14 protein-coding genes and 1 pseudogene are annotated in these 18,117 nt (G+C 45.0%); 3 read left to right on the top strand and 12 right to left on the bottom strand.

Annotated features, from left to right (window positions below; translation table 11 throughout):
- Window position 1: 1 nt before the first annotated feature.
- From IPJ71_16500 to IPJ71_16530, 7 genes and pseudogenes are all read right to left on the bottom strand, one after another.
- Window positions 2–1,477, bottom strand: a complete 1,476-nt coding sequence (locus tag IPJ71_16500) for an NADH-quinone oxidoreductase subunit N (protein MBK7845255.1) — start codon at window positions 1,475–1,477, stop codon at window positions 2–4.
- Between the two features lie 16 nt (window positions 1,478–1,493).
- Complete coding sequence (locus tag IPJ71_16505) at window positions 1,494–3,062, bottom strand: NADH-quinone oxidoreductase subunit M (GenBank protein MBK7845256.1); 1,569 nt, start codon at window positions 3,060–3,062, stop codon at window positions 1,494–1,496.
- Window positions 3,063–3,070: 8 nt separating this feature from the next.
- Window positions 3,071–5,002: an NADH-quinone oxidoreductase subunit L gene (gene nuoL, locus IPJ71_16510; GenBank protein MBK7845257.1), complete on the bottom strand. Its 1,932-nt coding sequence runs from the start codon at window positions 5,000–5,002 to the stop codon at window positions 3,071–3,073.
- Window positions 5,003–5,012: 10 nt separating this feature from the next.
- Complete coding sequence (nuoK, locus tag IPJ71_16515; protein MBK7845258.1) at window positions 5,013–5,339, bottom strand: NADH-quinone oxidoreductase subunit NuoK; 327 nt, start codon at window positions 5,337–5,339, stop codon at window positions 5,013–5,015.
- Window positions 5,326–5,861 (bottom strand): annotated as a pseudogene (locus tag IPJ71_16520) (NADH-quinone oxidoreductase subunit J). The gene nuoK and the pseudogene IPJ71_16520 overlap by 14 nt, the downstream one beginning before the upstream one ends.
- 2 nt (window positions 5,862–5,863) lie before the next feature.
- A complete protein-coding gene (locus IPJ71_16525; GenBank protein MBK7845259.1) occupies window positions 5,864–7,030 on the bottom strand; it encodes an NADH-quinone oxidoreductase subunit H in 1,167 nt (388 codons plus the stop codon).
- Window positions 7,027–7,398, bottom strand: coding sequence for an NADH-quinone oxidoreductase subunit A (locus IPJ71_16530; protein ID MBK7845260.1), 372 nt, complete (start codon window positions 7,396–7,398; stop codon window positions 7,027–7,029). The genes IPJ71_16525 and IPJ71_16530 overlap by 4 nt, the downstream gene beginning before the upstream one ends.
- Before the next feature lie 205 nt (window positions 7,399–7,603).
- On the opposite strand from IPJ71_16530, the gene IPJ71_16535 reads away from it, so the two are divergent.
- Together IPJ71_16535 and mfd are read left to right on the top strand one after the other, a co-directional pair.
- Window positions 7,604–9,199, top strand: coding sequence for a hypothetical protein (locus IPJ71_16535; protein MBK7845261.1), 1,596 nt, complete (start codon window positions 7,604–7,606; stop codon window positions 9,197–9,199).
- Entirely contained in the window at window positions 9,115–11,199 is a 2,085-nt protein-coding gene (mfd, locus tag IPJ71_16540) for a transcription-repair coupling factor (protein ID MBK7845262.1), read from the top strand. The genes IPJ71_16535 and mfd overlap by 85 nt, the downstream gene beginning before the upstream one ends.
- Window positions 11,200–11,213: 14 nt before the next feature.
- On the opposite strand, the gene IPJ71_16545 is transcribed toward mfd, so the two are convergent.
- A complete protein-coding gene (locus IPJ71_16545) occupies window positions 11,214–12,074 on the bottom strand; it encodes a hypothetical protein (protein ID MBK7845263.1) in 861 nt (286 codons plus the stop codon).
- A 49-nt stretch (window positions 12,075–12,123) separates the two neighbouring features.
- Between IPJ71_16545 and nagZ the strand changes: the two genes are divergently transcribed.
- The gene (gene nagZ / locus IPJ71_16550; GenBank protein ID MBK7845264.1) at window positions 12,124–13,833 is read left to right on the top strand and encodes a beta-N-acetylhexosaminidase; all 1,710 of its coding nucleotides are present in this window, start codon (window positions 12,124–12,126) and stop codon (window positions 13,831–13,833) included.
- A gap of 7 nt (window positions 13,834–13,840) precedes the next feature.
- Here nagZ and atpC read toward each other — a convergent pair whose 3' ends face one another.
- The 4 genes from atpC to IPJ71_16570 are packed head-to-tail and all read right to left on the bottom strand — an operon-like array spanning window position 13,841 to window position 18,117.
- Window positions 13,841–14,245: an ATP synthase F1 subunit epsilon gene (atpC, locus tag IPJ71_16555; protein MBK7845265.1), complete on the bottom strand. Its 405-nt coding sequence runs from the start codon at window positions 14,243–14,245 to the stop codon at window positions 13,841–13,843.
- Window positions 14,246–14,284: 39 nt separating this feature from the next.
- The gene (gene atpD / locus IPJ71_16560; protein MBK7845266.1) at window positions 14,285–15,685 is read right to left on the bottom strand and encodes a F0F1 ATP synthase subunit beta; all 1,401 of its coding nucleotides are present in this window, start codon (window positions 15,683–15,685) and stop codon (window positions 14,285–14,287) included.
- A gap of 14 nt (window positions 15,686–15,699) precedes the next feature.
- On the bottom strand, window positions 15,700–16,581 hold the full coding sequence (gene atpG / locus IPJ71_16565) for an ATP synthase F1 subunit gamma (GenBank protein ID MBK7845267.1): 882 nt from the start codon (window positions 16,579–16,581) through the stop codon (window positions 15,700–15,702).
- Window positions 16,582–16,590: 9 nt separating this feature from the next.
- Window positions 16,591–18,117 carry a F0F1 ATP synthase subunit alpha gene (locus tag IPJ71_16570; GenBank protein ID MBK7845268.1) on the bottom strand — a complete coding sequence of 509 codons (1,527 nt, stop codon included), beginning with the start codon at window positions 18,115–18,117 and terminating at the stop codon, window positions 16,591–16,593.

An 18,117-nucleotide genomic window follows, 5' to 3' on the forward strand; every position in this document is an offset into this window, starting at 1 on the left:
TTTAGAATAACCCGGCAACAGCCTTGCGAATTTCTTCATAAAAGGGATTCGAAAAAATCCCTAGGACTAGGGTGGCCAGAGCGCATGCTCCCACAAGCCAGCGGCTCAATATCCTTGAATGATCAACCTCGATACCTCCGCCTTCTGACATATACATGCAAACCACTGGGCGCAAGTAATAGTAGACACTGATTGCGGAACTCACAACTCCCCAGAATGATACCCAAAAAAAGCCCTGCTTGATTGCTGCTGAAAAAATATAAAATTTCCCAAAAAATCCCAAGCTTGGCGGAAGACCTGCCAAACTCAACATAAAAACCGTTAAGCAAGCAGCCAAAATGGGGCTGCGAGCCCCCAGTCCCTTAAGATCATCCGCAACCACTTCTGAATTTTCATTCTTTTCTAATAGACTCAATATCCCAAAAGATCCCAAGGTCATAATCATGTAACCAAATACATAAAACATCACGCTGGAAGCGCCAAGATAACCCAATTCGCCAATGCCTGCAGCCAACACTCCGACCAAGATATACCCCGAATGGGCAATACTGGAATAGGCAAGCATCCTCTTCAGATTCTTTTGCAGGATCGCCGTGATATTTCCAACGATCATTGTAAGCACTGCTAACCATTGAATACCCACGATGAGATCTTCTGTTCTCTCTCCGTTAAGAATTTGAGTCCCAACAAAACGTAACAGTGCGGCAAATACGGCAATCTTCACCCCGGCGGCCATAAAACCCGTAACAGGTGTCGCCGACCCCTGATAGACATCAGGAGTCCAAAAATGAAACGGGACTATCGCAACTTTAAAAGCAAGTCCGACAAGCACCATCACAGTTCCAAATAAAAAAAGTCGGTTTGTACCAATCAGGTCCGCGCCGATCTCAGATAGATCAAGTAAATACGTCCCACCGGACGTCCCATAAATAAAGACACAGCCATAAAGAAATATCGCTGAAGCAAAACTTCCTAACACGAAATATTTAAATGCGGCCTCTTTAGAAAGTCGCTCCTCTAAGCTCAATGCGATAGCCAAATACAAGCACAAGGACATGACCTCGATTCCGATAAACAACATAATTAAGTCGTTGGACCACGCGACAAGCAACATCCCCATAGCAGCATTCAAAATTAGAAACACCAACTCCTCAAATTGCCGCGTTGATGTAGCTAAATTATCTTTGGCAAAAATCAAACTTATTGCGGTTGCAATAACAACCAAAATGGCAGACCAACTACCAATTCCATCAAAAACCAGTGCCTTGGAAAAGGCCGTTTGGTTAATTCCATAATTTGAAATTGTTAATCCACCTGCAACTGTTAGCCCAATCACCCCGTACAATACTGACGACATCGATTTTGGTGTTCGCCCTCTGCCAAAAGCCTTAACGCTCAAAGGAATGAGGCTCGCAATAAAAAGTGCAATCGCTGGGCTAACCAGTAATAAATCAACCAACTGAAAATTTACCGACATGAAAAGACTCCCAAGTCTATTTACTTAATCCGTTCGTTAAATGACGCGTAACAGATTCCCGCAAGCTCTCCTTATCTGAAATACTCAGCTCATAACTCGTACGATTGGCTACGACATGATCAACACTCGCCTTCGACCACCGAAGAAAATCTCCGGGGAACAACCCCATCCAAAAAATCAAAATAACTAGAGGCGCCATCACCAAGATCTCTCGAGAATTGAGGTCCAATCCATGCTTTTCATGTTCAACTACCAATGTTCCCTTTTCTCCATAAAAGATGCGCTTAAACATCCAGAGCATATATGCAGCGCCAAGCACAACTCCCGCCACGGCAAAATATGCATAGGGCCGTGCTCCCAGAAAAGCCCCCATCAAAATGTAGAATTCTCCCACAAACCCGTTTGTCATCGGCACTGCAATGCTCGAGAGAGTCACTATGAAAAAAATAATGGTAAAAATTGGTGCGGCCGAAGCCAATCCCCCATACTTCGTGATCTCACGACTATGAGTCCTCTCATAAATCATTCCTACAAGCAAAAACAAGGCCCCCGTGCTAATTCCATGATTGAGCATCTGATACACGCCACCGTTAACCCCGTAAATATTAAAAGAAAAAAGTCCCAAAACTATGTATCCCATGTGAGAAACGGATGAATAGGCGACCAATTTTTTCACATCGGGCTGAACCATTGCCACCAGGGCACCATATATAATTCCAACAACGCCAATTAACAGAAAAATCCAGGAGTAGTACTCGGAAGCTTGAGGAAACATGGGAATCGAGAAACGCAAAAGACCATAAGTTCCCATTTTTAACATCACACCGGCTAAAATTACGGAACCCGGAGTCGGGGCCTCCACGTGCGCATCAGGTAACCAGGTATGGAAAGGAAAGAGAGGAACCTTAATCGCAAATGCCAGAGAAAATGCCAAAAAAAGTAAGGTCTGTGTTGATAAAATCTCCCCGGCCACGAACGGTATCTTCAATTTATAAAAATCAACAAGACTCGCCGAAATTACCCCCAGTTGATCCTGGGCATAAAACATCATGGCTATGATCCCAAGAAGCATGAATAGAGACCCTACCATCGTGTAAATAAAAAACTTAAGGGTCGCGTAAATGCGTCTCTGCCCTCCCCAAATGCCTATCATAAAATACATTGGCACGAGAGAAAGCTCAAAAAAAGTGTAAAACAGGATCGCATCCATCGCGACAAAGGTTCCTAACATCGTTGTCTCAAGTAACAACATCGCCACCAAAAAACCACGAATCTTCTTCTCTATTGCCGTCCAGCTACCCAAAATCGTCAACGGGGTCAGAAATGTTGTGAGCATAAAAAGCCAAAAGGAAATTCCATCCAAACCAACGAAATAGGAGACTCCTACAGAGGGAATCCAGCGATACTGCTCAATCAATTGTAAACCAGATTGAGAGGGATCAAATTTAAAAAACAGAATGAGACTTAGAACAAATTCAACCGTCGCAAAACTCAGAGCCAAAGGCCTCAATATCTTTTCATTTGGAGTAAACCAAAGTACGCCAGCCATTAACAGAGGAAAGAAAATCAAAGTCGTCAAAAACATGAATCACCTCAAAGGGAATAAATCATCAAAGAGATCAGTCCTATCGCAATAAAAAGGGCATATTGTTGGAGGTTCCCACTTTGAAGGGAGCGAATCCCCCTTCCTGCGCTATTTATAAAATCAGAAACCCAATAGGTTACTTGATCAATAAATCTGACATCAATGTAAACCCAAAGACCCTTGCTCAAATTCACGAGCGGATTGACGAGTTTGCCAAAGTAAATTTCGTCGATCCAGTACTTACCTTCGACAATTCTATAAACAGGGCCAATTTTTCTCGTGATTCTAGCAGTCCGATCAGGATTCAATATATAAGTATCATATGAGAACCACGCCGCCAAACCAGCAATGCCCACCGAAACTCCCATTAAAGACCACTCTAAGATTGCACTTCCGTGGGCTTCGCCAGGTAGCTTAGCTAGAACAGGCTCGAGCCATTCTGAAAGCAAATGACCCGGATGCCCTGGCAAAATAGCGGATATTACGTGAGGTATTCCTATCCATCCACCGAAGACTGAAAAAAGAGCCAGGACAATCAATGGCAATGTCATCGAAGGAGGAGATTCGTGGGGATGACTTTCAGACGAAAATCGAGGTTTTCCCCAAAAAACAAATGCCATTAATCTCGTCATGTAAAATGCAGTCGCGGCCGCAGTCAAGGCCCCCACAATCCAGAACAGAGGACCTACTTTTGGGAGGTTGAATGCATGCCAAAGGATCTCATCCTTGCTAAAAAAGCCCGCAAAGGGAGGAAGCCCTATAATTGCGACCCACCCGATCATAAAGGTCCAATATGTGATCGGCATGTATCGCTTAAGTCCACCCATTTTCCGAACGTCCTGCTCGTGGTGCATAGCATGTATGACACTCCCCGAACCTAAAAACATCAAAGCTTTAAAAAAAGCATGGGTCATCAAATGAAACATGGCAGGCATGAAGGCACCGACACCCACGGCCAAAACCATGTACCCCAACTGAGAAACAGTCGAATAAGCCAAAATCTTCTTGATATCCCATTGAGTCATACCAATTGTCGCAGCCAACAATGCTGTCATGGCGCCAACTATAGCCACAACCATCATGGCTTGAGGAGCCAGGACAAACACCGCACTTAACCTCACCATCATGTACACACCGGCAGTTACCATTGTGGCAGCATGAATCAATGCTGAAACAGGCGTGGGACCGGCCATAGCATCAGGAAGCCAAACATAAAGCGGTATTTGAGCCGACTTCCCTGTGGCACCAATGAAAAGAAACAAACAAGCAAGGGTAATGGGCCCAGACCAGCCAGTTTCAGCAGTTGCCGGCAATAGGTGATTCAACTGAGAAAATTCAACTGAGCCAAACGTCGCAAAGAGAAGAAATATTCCCAGTAAAAATCCGGCGTCTCCAATTCGGTTTGTAATAAAGGCCTTCATCCCGGCCGCTGATTTCTCTTTGTCTGTAAACCAAAAGCCAATCAGAAGATACGAACAGAGGCCAACTCCTTCCCATCCAACGAACATCACCATCAAGTTATCGCCCAGTACCAAAAGCAACATATTAAAAAGAAACAAGTTAAGATAAGCGAAGTACCTGGATGGCCTATCATCTTCAGACATATAACCCACGCTAAATATATGAATTAGCGAGCCAACCCCAGTGATAACCAAAATCATGATCGCACTGATCTGATCGATTAAAAAAGCCGCATTGACTTTGAATTCGCCAACGGCCATCCATTCAAAAAAATGGACCCTCAAAAATCGCCCTTCCCCAGCTGGCATTTGCATCAGCAAGGAAACGAGCAAGGCCGAACTAAGAAAAGAAATGATTGCTGCTCCGCTCGCAATAGAGCCCGCCAACACACAGTTTTGATTTCGAAATCTTAAGCCATTAAACAAAAAACCAATCAGGGGCGCTGCTAACAGTATTGCAAACAATATCTGAATCACCATTTTTTCGGCCTTAACCTTTCAATTGTTCAAACGACTTAATGTCCACTTTTTTGAATTGCTTAAAAACCGTCACCGCAAGTGCCAAGCCGACTCCCGCCTCTGCTGCGGCCACTGTCATAACAAAAAAAACCATCAATTGACCGTGAATATCACCCATATGGTGGCCAAAAGCCACAAAAGCAATATTCACGCCGTTCAACATCAATTCCACTCCCATCAATATAACGATAACGTTTCTTCTCATCAAAACGGCAATCACACCCATGGTGAAGACCAAGCCAGACAATGCGAGATAGTGATTTAATCCAACATATTTAAATGCCTCAAGTGCGTGCATGAGTGCCCCCCTTGCTGCGTGACACTGCCACTACTCCCACAGCAATCAGAAGCAGCAGCACTCCAAGAATCTCAAATTCTAACAGATACTCCGAAAATAGTATTTGGGTCAGTTGTTTCATTTCTAATGAATAACCCGATGCCGTCGCCGAAGAAGAACTCGATGGAACTTTCATCATCTCTGTAGAGCGCTCTGCCGCCCCAAATACCAAACCCAATATGGCTCCGGCGCTTGTGAGTTTCAAAAACCCAGAGAAGATTCCACGCGAGAAGGCCATCACCTCCCTTTTTAGATCAAATAACATCAGCACCATCACAAAAGGACCATCACCGCTCCGGCGTACACAATCAATTGAACACCAGCAATGAAATAGGCCTCCAAAAGATAAAAGATTCCAGAAATAGCAACCATCGCCATAACGAGAAACAGTGAAGAGTAGATCGGATTGGCCACGACCACCATCAGAAATGCACTCAACACAATGATCCCAGACAATACATAAAACAGTATGCTGTTCTCCATATTTACACCCACTTCGTTCGCAAAACTAATACGACCACAGCCGTCACAATCGTGTTGGCTAAAGCCCACGGAAGCATTGTTTTCCATCCTAAATCCATTAATTGATCGTATCTAAATCTCGGCAATGACCACCGAACCCAAATGAAAACCCAGAGAAAAAACAAAACTTTAACAAGAAACACCACATGAAGAACAAGTGCCGTTAACAAACTGGACAAGGTAACTGAAGATCCAAATCCAATCAGCAAATCTTGAATCTGCTTCGGCTCTACCAAGGGAATATTATAGCCACCTAAAAAAAATGTCACCATGAGCGCTGATGCAACCAACATGTGACCATATTCACCAATATAAAACATGAGCATCTTCAGCCCCCCATACTCAGTATGGTAACCGGCAACCAATTCAGATTCCGCTTCGGGAAGATCAAATGGAAGTCGGTTCGTTTCAGCGAACATGGCCGCAAAAAAAATGAGAGCTCCCAAGGGCTGAAAAAATATCCCCCAATTGGGCAGATAGGAAAAAACAATAGGCTCTCCAAACGCAGAAAAGGTCAAGGGCCCTTGCTGGGCGAGAACAATTTCAGAAAAGGAAAAAGTATTGTAGATTAAAAGACTTCCCACTAGGGACAATCCAAGCGCCAGCTCATAACTAATCACTTGAGCCGTAGCACGAAGAGCCCCAAAAAGAGAATATTTGCTGTTCGAACTCCAACCCGCCAAAAGCAAAGAATAACTACCCAAAGAAGAAATCCCAAGTACAAAAACAATGCCTATTCCGATTTCAAATCCCTGAGACACGAAGTTATAGGGCCCCCAGGTTTTGCCGAAAGACTCAAAAGCTTCAATTTGAAAAGGCGCTGAAAGAGGAATCGAACTGAAGGCCAGAGCTCCAGGGATCAACGCCAAAATGGGGGCAGCGTAAAACAACCAGGGGCTTGTTTTATCTGGAACGAATTCCTCCTTAAAGAGAAACTTCACAGCGTCAGCAAGGAGCTGCGTTAATCCCAGCGGTCCGACTCGATTGGGTCCAAATCGATTTTGGATAAAGGCAGATCCACGCCGCTCTATCCACACCAACACCGGCACAAGCTGAACCATCATAAGAAAGATAAAAAGTAATTTGATAATGTTAACAGAGATCTCAAATAAATCATGACCCATACTTATTCCCACTCCAAAGCCTTAGATCTAATCTCCCAAACCAGGCCGAAAATGAAAATGGCTAAAAATATCGCCATCGCAATAAAAATGTAATTCCCATGTCCAGAGGAAATAAAATCACCATAGGCTACGGCCCACGGATACATAAAAATAATCTCAATATCGAATAAAATGAACAAAATCGCCGTAAGATAATATTTGACTGGAATTTTTGTATCTTCCCTTATATCCCCTTCTAAACCACACTCGTAAGGTCGCCTCTTCATTGTAGATTGAATAGAACGGGGTCCGAGAAGAGAGGAGACCATGACCAAGGCAGCACCAAAAAGTGCAACAAAAACACCTAAAAATAAAACCGAAACCAAAGGTGACATTTAATTTCTCCGAGTCAATGAAGTGACAAAAGAGGATGTGTCTTTATATATACAGACTGCGCCAAAAGAGTCCAAGAAAATTGAATGGAATCAAGAAGATATCGTTTGTAGGAAAAATCCTCAAAACCCGCTGCTCAAGAGACGATGGAGCATGGCGCAATAGTGGAGTATAGCCTTAGGGAGCGATCAAACCACAGAAGGAAATATGGATATTAAAGGAACTGCAAGGGATTCAATGTTCAGCAATCCGAGCTCCCTAGAGCTAAAACTCATAAAACTAATTTCTGAGCGACTTTTGAGGTTACCAGATAACAAAGTAAGGGTGATAGGCACGTCTTCCTATTCACTCGCGTCGGCTCTCGCAACAAGTGACACCCCTTGGGACCAACAAAGAGCTCGCCTCTTGCTCGTTCCATCGGACGCTGAGCTTCGGCCGCTCACCGAATGCCTCAATTTCTTTGCCCCGGACCGTAAGATCATGGAGCTGCCCAGCTTTGATGTGAACCCCTATTCGGGCTTATATCCCAATCCGCGACTTGCCGCGGCTAGAGTGCGCTGGCTTTATGAAGCCCAGAACGCAAAACCTGGACAGGTATTCATTGCCTCTATGGCTGGCCTCCTGCAAAAGACGATTCCTTTCTCCCTCCTTGCTCGGGCAAGCCTCAGAATTTCCAAGGGTCAAACCTTGAATAGCAACTTTTTCAAGACATTGGAGAGCTTGGGATACCATGCCTGCAGCATTGTTGATGAGGTTGGTGGCTACTCCAGACGTGGGGGGATCGTGGATCTCTATTCCCCATCATCTGATCAACCCTTTCGGATCGAGTTGTTTGCTGATGAAATTGAGTCAATCCGGAATTTTGACCCGGAATCCCAAAGAAGTCAGAGCGATGAGATCAGCGAAATCATTGTTTTACCCCCTCACGAAATTATTTACTCAGAGGATGATCTTCAGCAAACAATCGGTCGTTTCCGAAATATGACGGACGGACGCAAGCTTGATTCGGCCGATCTTGATGCGATCTTGTATTCGCTCAGCCAACAGCAGTACTTTCCCGGAATTGAGTTTCTTCTTTCTCAATTTTACCCTCTTGCCGAGACCCCCCTTGACCATTTTTGTTCTCCCCTTACAATTATATCGCTTGATCCGCTGGAGATTTCTCGGTCCCAAGATATATATTGGGAATCACTAAAAGACGGATTTAAAAACTCCCCTGACATGGCATTGCGTCCAAGCCCTGAAGATCTCTACTCGAGGTTGGAAGCCTTGAATTGGCCTGAGTCCAGATTTGAGATTGAATTCTCTCGAATCAACTTTGAGAATGACGACCAAAATCAACCTCAAGGCAGTTTAGCCCAAGATATTATTGAATACCCTGCTCCAGACATGGCTGAGTTTCGACAGCAGGCCGTTGCGCTGATCAGCAAGCCGAATGAACAAATCTCATACGTCAAAGATAAATTGTCTCATTTGAGAGATGAGGGATTTGCGGTATTCATCTGTACTCATTCTCATTCAAACGCAAGTCGCCTGAATGTTTTCCTGGAAAAGTGTGGTTTTGATTCTCAAACTATTGAAGAACGCAAGGTTTTTTGGGATGATCTTCGTTCAGAACAGAATCAAAATCGACGCTTCATTCATCTTCTTGTAGGCCCATGTCCTAAGACGATTAAGTCCAATCCGGACAAACTCATTTTTTTGAAAGACTCTGATTTTTGGGGGTCCAAACTTGGAAAGAGGGAATATCGAAAGGAAGGTACCTCACCCAGCGGGCCAATGCCATCACGTTTGGGGACATAAAGCCAGGCGACTTCATTGTTCACAAACTCCATGGAGTTGGAGTTTACGAGGGTTTGAAAACCATGCCCATCCAGGGAGTTCAAAACGAGATGATTCACCTTCGATATAAGGACAAGGATAGTCTCTATTTACCTATCTATCGAATTGGACAAATCCAAAAGTATTCGGGGCCAACCAATCCTCTTTTTATCGATAAATTGGGTGGGACTGGCTGGGAAAAAACCAAAACAAAAGTCCGACACCATTTGCGTGATATTGCCCTTGAGCTTCTCCAACTATACGCAAAACGCGCGCAAATCAAAAGGCCTCCTTTTGCGTCTCCTGACAATGATTACTTTGCTTTCCAGAATGCGTTTCCTTATGAAGAAACGGAGGATCAATTGACTGCCATTCGAGAAATCGAAGGGGATCTCTATAAGGATCAGCCAATGGATCGGTTGATTTGTGGGGATGTCGGGTTTGGCAAGACCGAGTTGGCAATGAGGGCCGCATTTTTAGCTGTTTCCAGTCACAAACAAGTTGCCATAGTTGCTCCCACGACGGTTCTCACCTTTCAGCACACTCAAACTTTTCGAAGTCGCTTTCGGAATTGGCCAATCAATATCAAACCTCTCAATCGCTTTGTTTCTAACAAAGAAACAAAGGAAACATTGACTGATCTGGCATCAGGTAAAATCGATATCATCATCGGCACTCATCGACTCCTAAGTAAGGATGTCAAATTTCGAGAACTCGGCCTGATTATTTTGGATGAAGAACAAAAATTTGGGGTTAGGCACAAAGAGGCACTTCGCAAAATGAAGGCAAGTGTCGATACGCTGGCCCTCTCTGCCACTCCAATCCCTCGAACTTTGAATATGAGCCTGATGGGAATACGGGACTTGAGTTTGCTCAGCACCCCACCGCTTGATCGCTTGCCGACGCGCACATTTGTCTGCAAGTTTGACAAAGAAACCATTCGCAAGGCGATTCTCGCGGAAGTCAGTCGTGGTGGACAAATATTCTTTATTCACAATCGGATCCAAAGCATCTATGGCCTCTCCGACGAGCTTCGACAAATAGTGCCCGAGGTTCGTATGGCCGTCGCGCATGGCCAGATGGACGAAGATAATTTGGAGAAGACCATGGTTCGCTTTTTTAATCACGAGATTGATATGCTACTTTGCACGACGATCATTGAATCCGGAATGGACATTCCACGTGCGAACACAATGTTTATTGATCGAGCGGATCAATTTGGATTGAGTCAGCTTTATCAATTGCGGGGAAGAGTGGGACGAAGCAAAGAACGGGCCTATTGCTACCTCCTCATCCCGCCTCAGCGTCGACTTGATCCCGAGGCACAGGAACGATTGCGTGTGCTCCAAGAAAATACCTCCCTTGGCAGTGGAATAAAAATCGCGCACTACGACCTTGAACTTCGCGGCGCCGGTGATTTATTGGGGGAAGACCAGTCCGGACACATAAATGCTGTCGGATATGAATTTTATATGGAACTCATGGAGGATGCCATCAGGGCTGCCAAAGGAGAACCCGAAAAGGCAGACGAGATCGATCCTGAAATAAATCTGAGAATACCCGCTTTTATTCCGGACAAGTATATACCCGACATTCGGGTTCGCCTTTATTACTACAAGGCCCTAACCGATATTTCCAGCCCCGAAGACTTGGAAAGACTGGAAGATGAACTCCGCGATCAATTTGGCAAGCCACCAGACGAAGTTCTTAATTTGCTTGGAGTCATGCTGATTCGCAAAATGTGTTGTGATCTGGGAATTCGCGATATTTCGGCTGGGCCAAAAAGACTTTCTCTTTCGTTTACTGACAATACACCATTACCTGTTGCCCGAGTTTTAGAATTAACCACGAGAGAAAATAGGAAGTTCAGTCTTACGCCAGATAGCCGATTGGTTATTAGAATGAATAATATTTCCTGGCCTGCGATTTGTGATGAACTCAATTTGCTCAGTGGGATGTGTCCTAAAAGAATCGTTCATTGAGTTGACCATTTGTCTCAGTATTCTGCTCGAATACCAGCCGTGGGGAAAAAATCTGTTTCGAAATCTGGATCCTTGGTTGCAGATGACGAAAGAAATTTTCGACCCTCTAGAAAGAGAAACGTGTTTTCAACCCCCGATTCCAAATAGAAATCAAGGGCTGCCTTAGGATCACACCAATTCAATTGAAAGAGAACTCCAATTCCTGCATAAAAGGCTGCTTGAGTAAAGCCGTTGAAGGAACTACTTGCCACTGATTCCGAATAATGAATCGTGTAGAGACCACCAGAGAGATACGGGACAAGGTATGGCTCAGACGACAGACCATCAATGGCGAAAACTCCGCCCAATCGAATGGGGTAGATTTTGAGAGTCGAAGGCAGCTCCTCGACGTCAGACTCATTCTGATAGGCTCCAAGGCCGAGTTCTACGCCCAGTGATCCAAAATGAAAATTTCGCTTCCAAGAGAATGTCATTTCAATGAGCGGCAAATCGTCGCTTGAATAGATTGTGTCAAAGTTCTCCGAATAGAAATTTGGTTCATAATAATTTGGAACGAATTGGCTATAGGAAAGGCTAAATGTCTTTCCCCACTCACGACGTCGCTCTAGATAGGGACGCAGCACAGCGCCTTCACCTCGGGTAGCTGAAATGAGCTGATTATGAGGCTCAACGATGATGAATCCGTCATTCAGATTTTCCTCTGAACTTGGGCGGCGATTCTTGGCGATTCTGGAGGATTTTGAAGAGTTAGAACCAGGAGGGCTTTGGTCCATACCCATCGCATTTTCGTCAAATTCTGTCGAGAGAACACCGAGAAGTATTGCAATAAGAACTATGCGAATTGGTTGATCAATGCACTCCATCGTTAGAATCATAACTGAAAAGACCCTCTTTCTCCTGGGACAAATCTACCGAAGGTATTCTGTGCGTACAATCACATCTTTGGTCCTGTTTATTCTCACGCCAAATCATCCAAGCAATGCCCAGATAGTACCCCTTCCTAAGGACCAAGAGACAGAAACCGAAGCACAGGACAGATTGGCTTCCATGACGATAAGGGACAAAGTGGGCCAACTCTTTGTTTTTGGCTTCAGAGGAACTGATATGGATACTGCACTTCAAAAGCGATTTGATCGCCTTCGGCCAGGAGGAGTTATTATCTTTGGTAGAAATATCAAGTCCGCCACGCAAATTTCAATGCTGAATAGAGATCTACAAAAAATATCTCAAAAACACTTGGATCTCCCCCTATTTATCATGGTTGATCAGGAAGGGGGCAAGGTTGCGAGAATCAAAATCAATCCATCAGCCCCAAGCGCCCTGGCTTTAGGAATGTCTCAAAATACAAAATTGACTCGAGAGGTGGGAGAGCTTACGGGAAGACTTCTTTCACTTTTGGGTTTCAACATGAATTTGGCACCCGTTCTTGATCTCTCAAATCCATTCAAGAAATCATTTATCAGCAATCGATCCTTCGGAGAGAATCCAGACAAAATTAAATTTATGGGTGAGGCATTTTCTACGGGCCTCATGTCTTCTGGTGTGATCCCCACTGCCAAACACTTTCCTGGTCATGGAAATATTGTTTCCGATAGCCACAAGTTGCTTCCAGTCAAATACGACACTCTAGAGGAACTCGAAAGATCCTCTTTAATTCCCTTCAAATGGTTCGGCAATTTTCAATATCCTAGCGCCATTATGGTCGCTCATGTTGCATTTCCCAAGATTGATCCATCGGGGCTTCCAGCTACATTTTCAAGAATTCTTCTTCATGATCTATTAAGAACAAAACTCAAATATCCTGGATTGATCATAACTGATGATGTAGAAATGGTTGGAGCTGGTATCGGAGGAAACGTCGGGGAACGAGCTGTTCGTGCCTTGGAGGCAGGATGCGATCTTGTGATGGTAGCTTGGACAGCCGCTCAGCAGGAGGCCGCATTCGAGGCTGTTTTTCAAGCTGTTGAATCAGGCCGTCTCTCTGTTTCACAAATTGACGAGAAGATGAGACGAATCCTTAGTTTCAAAATTGCAGTTAAGTCATATCTTGCTAAAGTGAGATCCAGCGAGTTGCCACTTTCTGAAACATTGGCTTCAGTGATTTTTGACATTAAGAAAATCTCTGAGGAAATCGCAAGAGAAAACTTCAATGAAGGTCTCCGCAGCTCTCCTCAGTTGATTGGTTCGGGTGTCGAAATTCAGAAAGCAATCATCTTCACGGCCGATGCCAAATTTTTCTACAAATTTCGAGAAACCTGGGGTCGGGGAGCATCCATTAAACTCATGTCACCAGACCAAGATCCCAAAATTTCGGAGATACTGAAAAATCACCCTCATGCGCTTGGTATATTCTATGTCACCGGAATTGGAAGCGCGCGAATACTAAATAACCTGGATTCACCAACAAAAGCACGCCTTGTCGTAATCAACACAACCCACCCAGGAAATATTTCAAATGGTGAAGATTACCAAGGCGTTATCAACATTAACGCCGCGAACTTCAACGTAGGTACTTGGCTGGCAGAATCTCTAAAAAACCCAGTTGCAAATATTGAGACTCAAAGAGAGCCCTCAACCAAAGACCTGGAATCCAGACAGAATCAACTCAAATCAAATTCAACCCCAATCAATTAAAGTACAACTATTTGTCTTCCAACTGAAGGCGGGTTCGCGCTCGTTTGATTTTCCGCTGAAATTTAATGATCTCATTTTCGGTGAGGCGACCTGATTTGATTTTACTTTCCGATGCCTTCAAGCTGAGGCGCACTCGATCAAAATCAACCTCTTCTTTGGCTTCGGCCGTCTCAGCCAAAATATTAATGCCCTGAGGATTCACTTCACAATATCCCCAACTGATCGCCGCAGATTCAAATGTCTTAGAATCCTTGAGACGATACCGAAGAAGTCCAATTCCCAAGGTAGACATGAGCGGTGCATGCCCAGGAAGTATATTCAACTCACCTCTAAAGGCGGGAACGATAATTTCCTCAATCTCGACATCGGTGAGTAACTTCTTCTCCGGAGTTACCAGAGTGAGAGTAAACATATGAGCTACCTCCAAAACAATCTCCGCCCATCTCTAGACTTAGAGGCGTTTCGCTTTTTCCTTTACATCTTCAATCGTTCCAACCATATAGAAGGCCTGCTCGGGCAGGCTATCATGAACACCATCCAAAATCTCACGAAAGCCTCGTACGGTATCCTTGACGTCAACGTACTTTCCCTTCATGCCTGTAAACTGCTCTGCAACAAAAAATGGCTGACTCAGGAAACGCTGTGCCTTACGCGCGCGAGTCACAACCATTTTGTCGTCCTCTGACAGCTCGTCCATACCAAGAATTGCGATAATATCCTGAAGTTCACGGTACCGCTGCAAAAGAGCCTGAACATCTCGAGCTGTACGATAATGCTCCTCTCCAACCACATCGGCAGACAACACTCGGGACGTTGACGACAATGGATGTACCGCCGGATAAATACCGAGAGCCGCAATGTCTCGATCCAGATTTGTCGTTGCATCCAAATGCGTAAACGTTGTCGCTGGTGCAGGATCTGTATAATCATCTGCAGGTACGTACACCGCTTGGACTGACGTGATGGACCCCTTTTTTGTTGATGTGATTCTCTCCTGAAGAGCGCCCATCTCTGTTCCAAGAGTTGGTTGATATCCCACAGCAGAGGGAATCCAACCAAGCAAGGCCGAAACTTCAGCGCCAGCTTGAGTGAATCGGAAAATGTTATCCACGAAGAGTAAAACGTCCTGTCCTTCAACATCACGAAAATATTCAGCCTGAGTTAAGCCAGTCAGTGCCACTCTGGCCCGTGCTCCAGGTGGCTCATTCATCTGTCCGAACACCAGAGATGTCTTGGCAATAACACCAGACTCAGTCATTTCTCGATAAAGATCATTTCCTTCACGGGTTCGCTCACCAACCCCGGCAAATACAGAATATCCTCCGTGTTCTGTGGCAATGTTACGAATCAATTCTTGAATTAGAACAGTCTTTCCCACGCCCGCTCCGCCAAAAAGTCCAATCTTCCCACCCTTTACATAAGGAGCAAGAAGATCAATGACCTTAATCCCCGTCATGAGAATTTCCTGGGCCGTTGCCTGGTCTTCAAACTTTGGCGATGGACGATGAATTGGCCAAAATTCCTTTGCCTCGATCTTGCCGCGCTCATCAACTGGTTCGCCAATTACGTTCATAATTCGACCCAAGACCGCATTTCCTACGGGAGTTGTAATGGCCTGGCCTGTATTTTCAACATGGGTTCCCCGAACAAGCCCTTCAGATGAGTCCATCGCTATTGTTCGAACAACTCGATTGCCCAAATGCTGTGCAACCTCAAGAACAAGGTTTCCTGAACGATCATCAATCGATTTATTAGTTGCCTTGAGAGCTGTATAAATTGCGGGCAGCTCGCCTTCTTGAAACTCAACGTCTACCACAGGACCCAATACTTGTAGTACTTTTCCATTAGCCATTCTAAACTCCCTTTCTATTCCTTCAATGCCTCGGCCCCACTGCAGATCTCAATTAGTTCCCTTGTGATGGAGGCCTGGCGAAGCTTGTTATAAGTTAGTGTCAAAGAAGAAATCATGTCTCTCGCATTGTTGGTTGCATTTTCCATCGCCGTCATTCGAGCGGCGTGTTCGGCCGCAATACTCTCAGACATACAACGATAGACCTGCACAGAAAAATGCTTATGCAACAGATCCTCTATGATATCTTCGGGAGGCGGCTCAAATATAAGATCCTTAGAAAAGCGCGCCCCTTCTTGCTGATCAAAACTCCCCTTGCTGAGATCCACTGGAAGAAGTGTTTCAACCGTGAGATTTTGTGAAATTGCTGACTTAAATTCATTATAGACTAGCCGTATCTCATCATATCCACCTTCAGAGTAACTCTTCAACAAACGCTCCGAAACCTCAGCGGCAAGTCCGTAGGAAATATCGCGGGCCAAGTTGGTTATTGTCTCAATCCCATGAATTTCTCTTCGCCGGAAATATTCAGAACCTCTGCGACCAATAAACAAAAAATCCAAAACCTCGTATTTGCCCTTGTTTTCCTTGTAGAATCTCTCAGCGAACTTGCTCACACTGCCGTTGAAACCGCCACAGAGTCCGCGGTCACTGGTGATAACGACTAACAGCGTCTTTTGCGGGTGAACACTGGGACTCAAGAGAGAGTGATTCACTCTGTGCGTTAAAGCAATATCAGCAATAACTGAAAGAATTTTTCGGGAGTATGGACGCATATTGAGAATATTATTTTGAGCACGCCTCAGCTTTGCCGCAGACACCATTTTCATGGCTCGCGTGATCTGTTGAGTGTTTTTCACACTCGCGATCCTGTTTCTAATATCCTTCAAACTAGCCATGGACTACCTTTATTTCTTTGAGGAGGCTACAAATATGGAGCTGAATTCTTCGAGAGCATCCACGATGGCCGCCTTCACCTCATCTTTAATGGCCTTGTGTTCATCTAAAAGCTGAATAACTCGACCGTGCTTGTGAACCAGAAAATCCATCAGCTCCGATTCGTAGCGCTTCACATCAGATTCTGGAATTTTGTCAATATAGCCGTTTGTCGCCGCATAAATGATCACGACCTGCTGGGAAGCAGCATACGGGCTATACTGCCCTTGTTTTAAAATCTCCACAAGTCTTCGACCACGGGCCAACTGGGCTTGTGTCGCTTTATCTAAATCTGAAGCAAAAGCAGCAAAGGCCTCCAGCTCGCGAAATTGTGCAAGTTCAAGCTTCAATGTTCCTGCCACTTGTTTCATGGCCTTGATTTGGGCTGCTCCACCTACGCGAGAAACGGATTTACCCACTGAAATCGCCGGCCGCATTCCTCTATAGAACAAGTCTGATTCCAGGAAAATCTGGCCATCTGTGATTGAAATGACATTGGTAGGAATATAAGCTGAAATATCCCCAGCCTGCGTTTCAATAATAGGCAAAACCGTTAGTGAACCTGATCCCGCATCCTCGCTCAACTTAGCCGCACGTTCCAAAAGACGCGAATGCAAATAGAACACATCGCCCGGAAAGGCCTCCCTTCCCGGAGGTCGGCGAAGGAGCAACGACATTTGTCGATAGGCTTGGGCTTGTTTGGTCAAATCATCATAAATGATGAGCGCATGCCTTCCAGTATCTCGAAAATACTCCGCCATGGTGCAACCGGCATAGGGTGCTAAAAACTGTAAGGGAGCCTGCTCATTCGCAGTCGCCGCAATAACCGTCGTGTATTCCATTGCCCCGGCTTGTCGGAGCTTTTCAACGACAAGTGCCACTGTCGATTGTTTTTGTCCAATCGCAACATAAAAGCACTGAACGTCCTTGCCCTTCTGATTAATGATTGTGTCAATCGCAATGGCGGTTTTCCCCGTCTGACGATCCCCGATAATCAATTCCCTCTGCCCTCGTCCAATTGGGATCATCGAATCAATGGCCTTAATTCCAGTGGCCATTGGCTCATGCACAGGGTGTCGTTTAATTATGCCTGGTGCCTTCAATTCGACAATCCGATGATGAGAAGATTCAATCGGACCACAACCATCAACAGGCTCACCCAGGGCATTTACCACTCGCCCCAGAAGCCCTTCTCCAACTGGCACCTGTACAACCTTGCCGGTTCGCTTGACAGTATCACCTTCGCGAATCTCCTTGTCTTCACCAAAGATCACAATTCCGACAGAGTCCTTCTCCAGGTTGAGAATCATTCCTGAAATATCACCCGGAAACGTAACCAATTCTCCGGCCATGGCATTATCAAGTCCATATACCCTGGCAACTCCATCTCCAACAGAGAGCACGGTGCCGGATTCTGAAACTTCCACGTTCTTTTTATAGTTTTTTATTTGTTCCTTTAGGACTCGACTAATTTCGTCCGCTCTTATTGAGATTTCCAT

This window comes from Bdellovibrionales bacterium (assembly GCA_016714165.1).
Lineage (GTDB): Bacteria > Bdellovibrionota > Bdellovibrionia > Bdellovibrionales > UBA1609 > JADJVA01.

Coding starts and splice junctions, on each gene's coding strand:
- IPJ71_16545 (MBK7845263.1), bottom strand. CDS start 12,074: ATGATTCTAACGATGGAGTGCATTGATCAACCAATTCGCATAGTTCTT.
- atpD (MBK7845266.1), bottom strand. CDS start 15,685: ATGGCTAATGGAAAAGTACTACAAGTATTGGGTCCTGTGGTAGACGTT.
- atpG (MBK7845267.1), bottom strand. CDS start 16,581: ATGGCTAGTTTGAAGGATATTAGAAACAGGATCGCGAGTGTGAAAAAC.
- IPJ71_16530 (MBK7845260.1), bottom strand. CDS start 7,398: ATGTCACCTTTGGTTTCGGTTTTATTTTTAGGTGTTTTTGTTGCACTT.
- IPJ71_16500 (MBK7845255.1), bottom strand. CDS start 1,477: ATGTCGGTAAATTTTCAGTTGGTTGATTTATTACTGGTTAGCCCAGCG.
- atpC (MBK7845265.1), bottom strand. CDS start 14,245: ATGTTTACTCTCACTCTGGTAACTCCGGAGAAGAAGTTACTCACCGAT.
- nuoL (MBK7845257.1), bottom strand. CDS start 5,002: ATGGTGATTCAGATATTGTTTGCAATACTGTTAGCAGCGCCCCTGATT.
- IPJ71_16535 (MBK7845261.1), top strand. CDS start 7,604: ATGGATATTAAAGGAACTGCAAGGGATTCAATGTTCAGCAATCCGAGC.
- nuoK (MBK7845258.1), bottom strand. CDS start 5,339: ATGCACGCACTTGAGGCATTTAAATATGTTGGATTAAATCACTATCTC.
- IPJ71_16570 (MBK7845268.1), bottom strand. CDS start 18,117: ATGGAAATCTCAATAAGAGCGGACGAAATTAGTCGAGTCCTAAAGGAA.
- IPJ71_16505 (MBK7845256.1), bottom strand. CDS start 3,062: ATGTTTTTGACGACTTTGATTTTCTTTCCTCTGTTAATGGCTGGCGTA.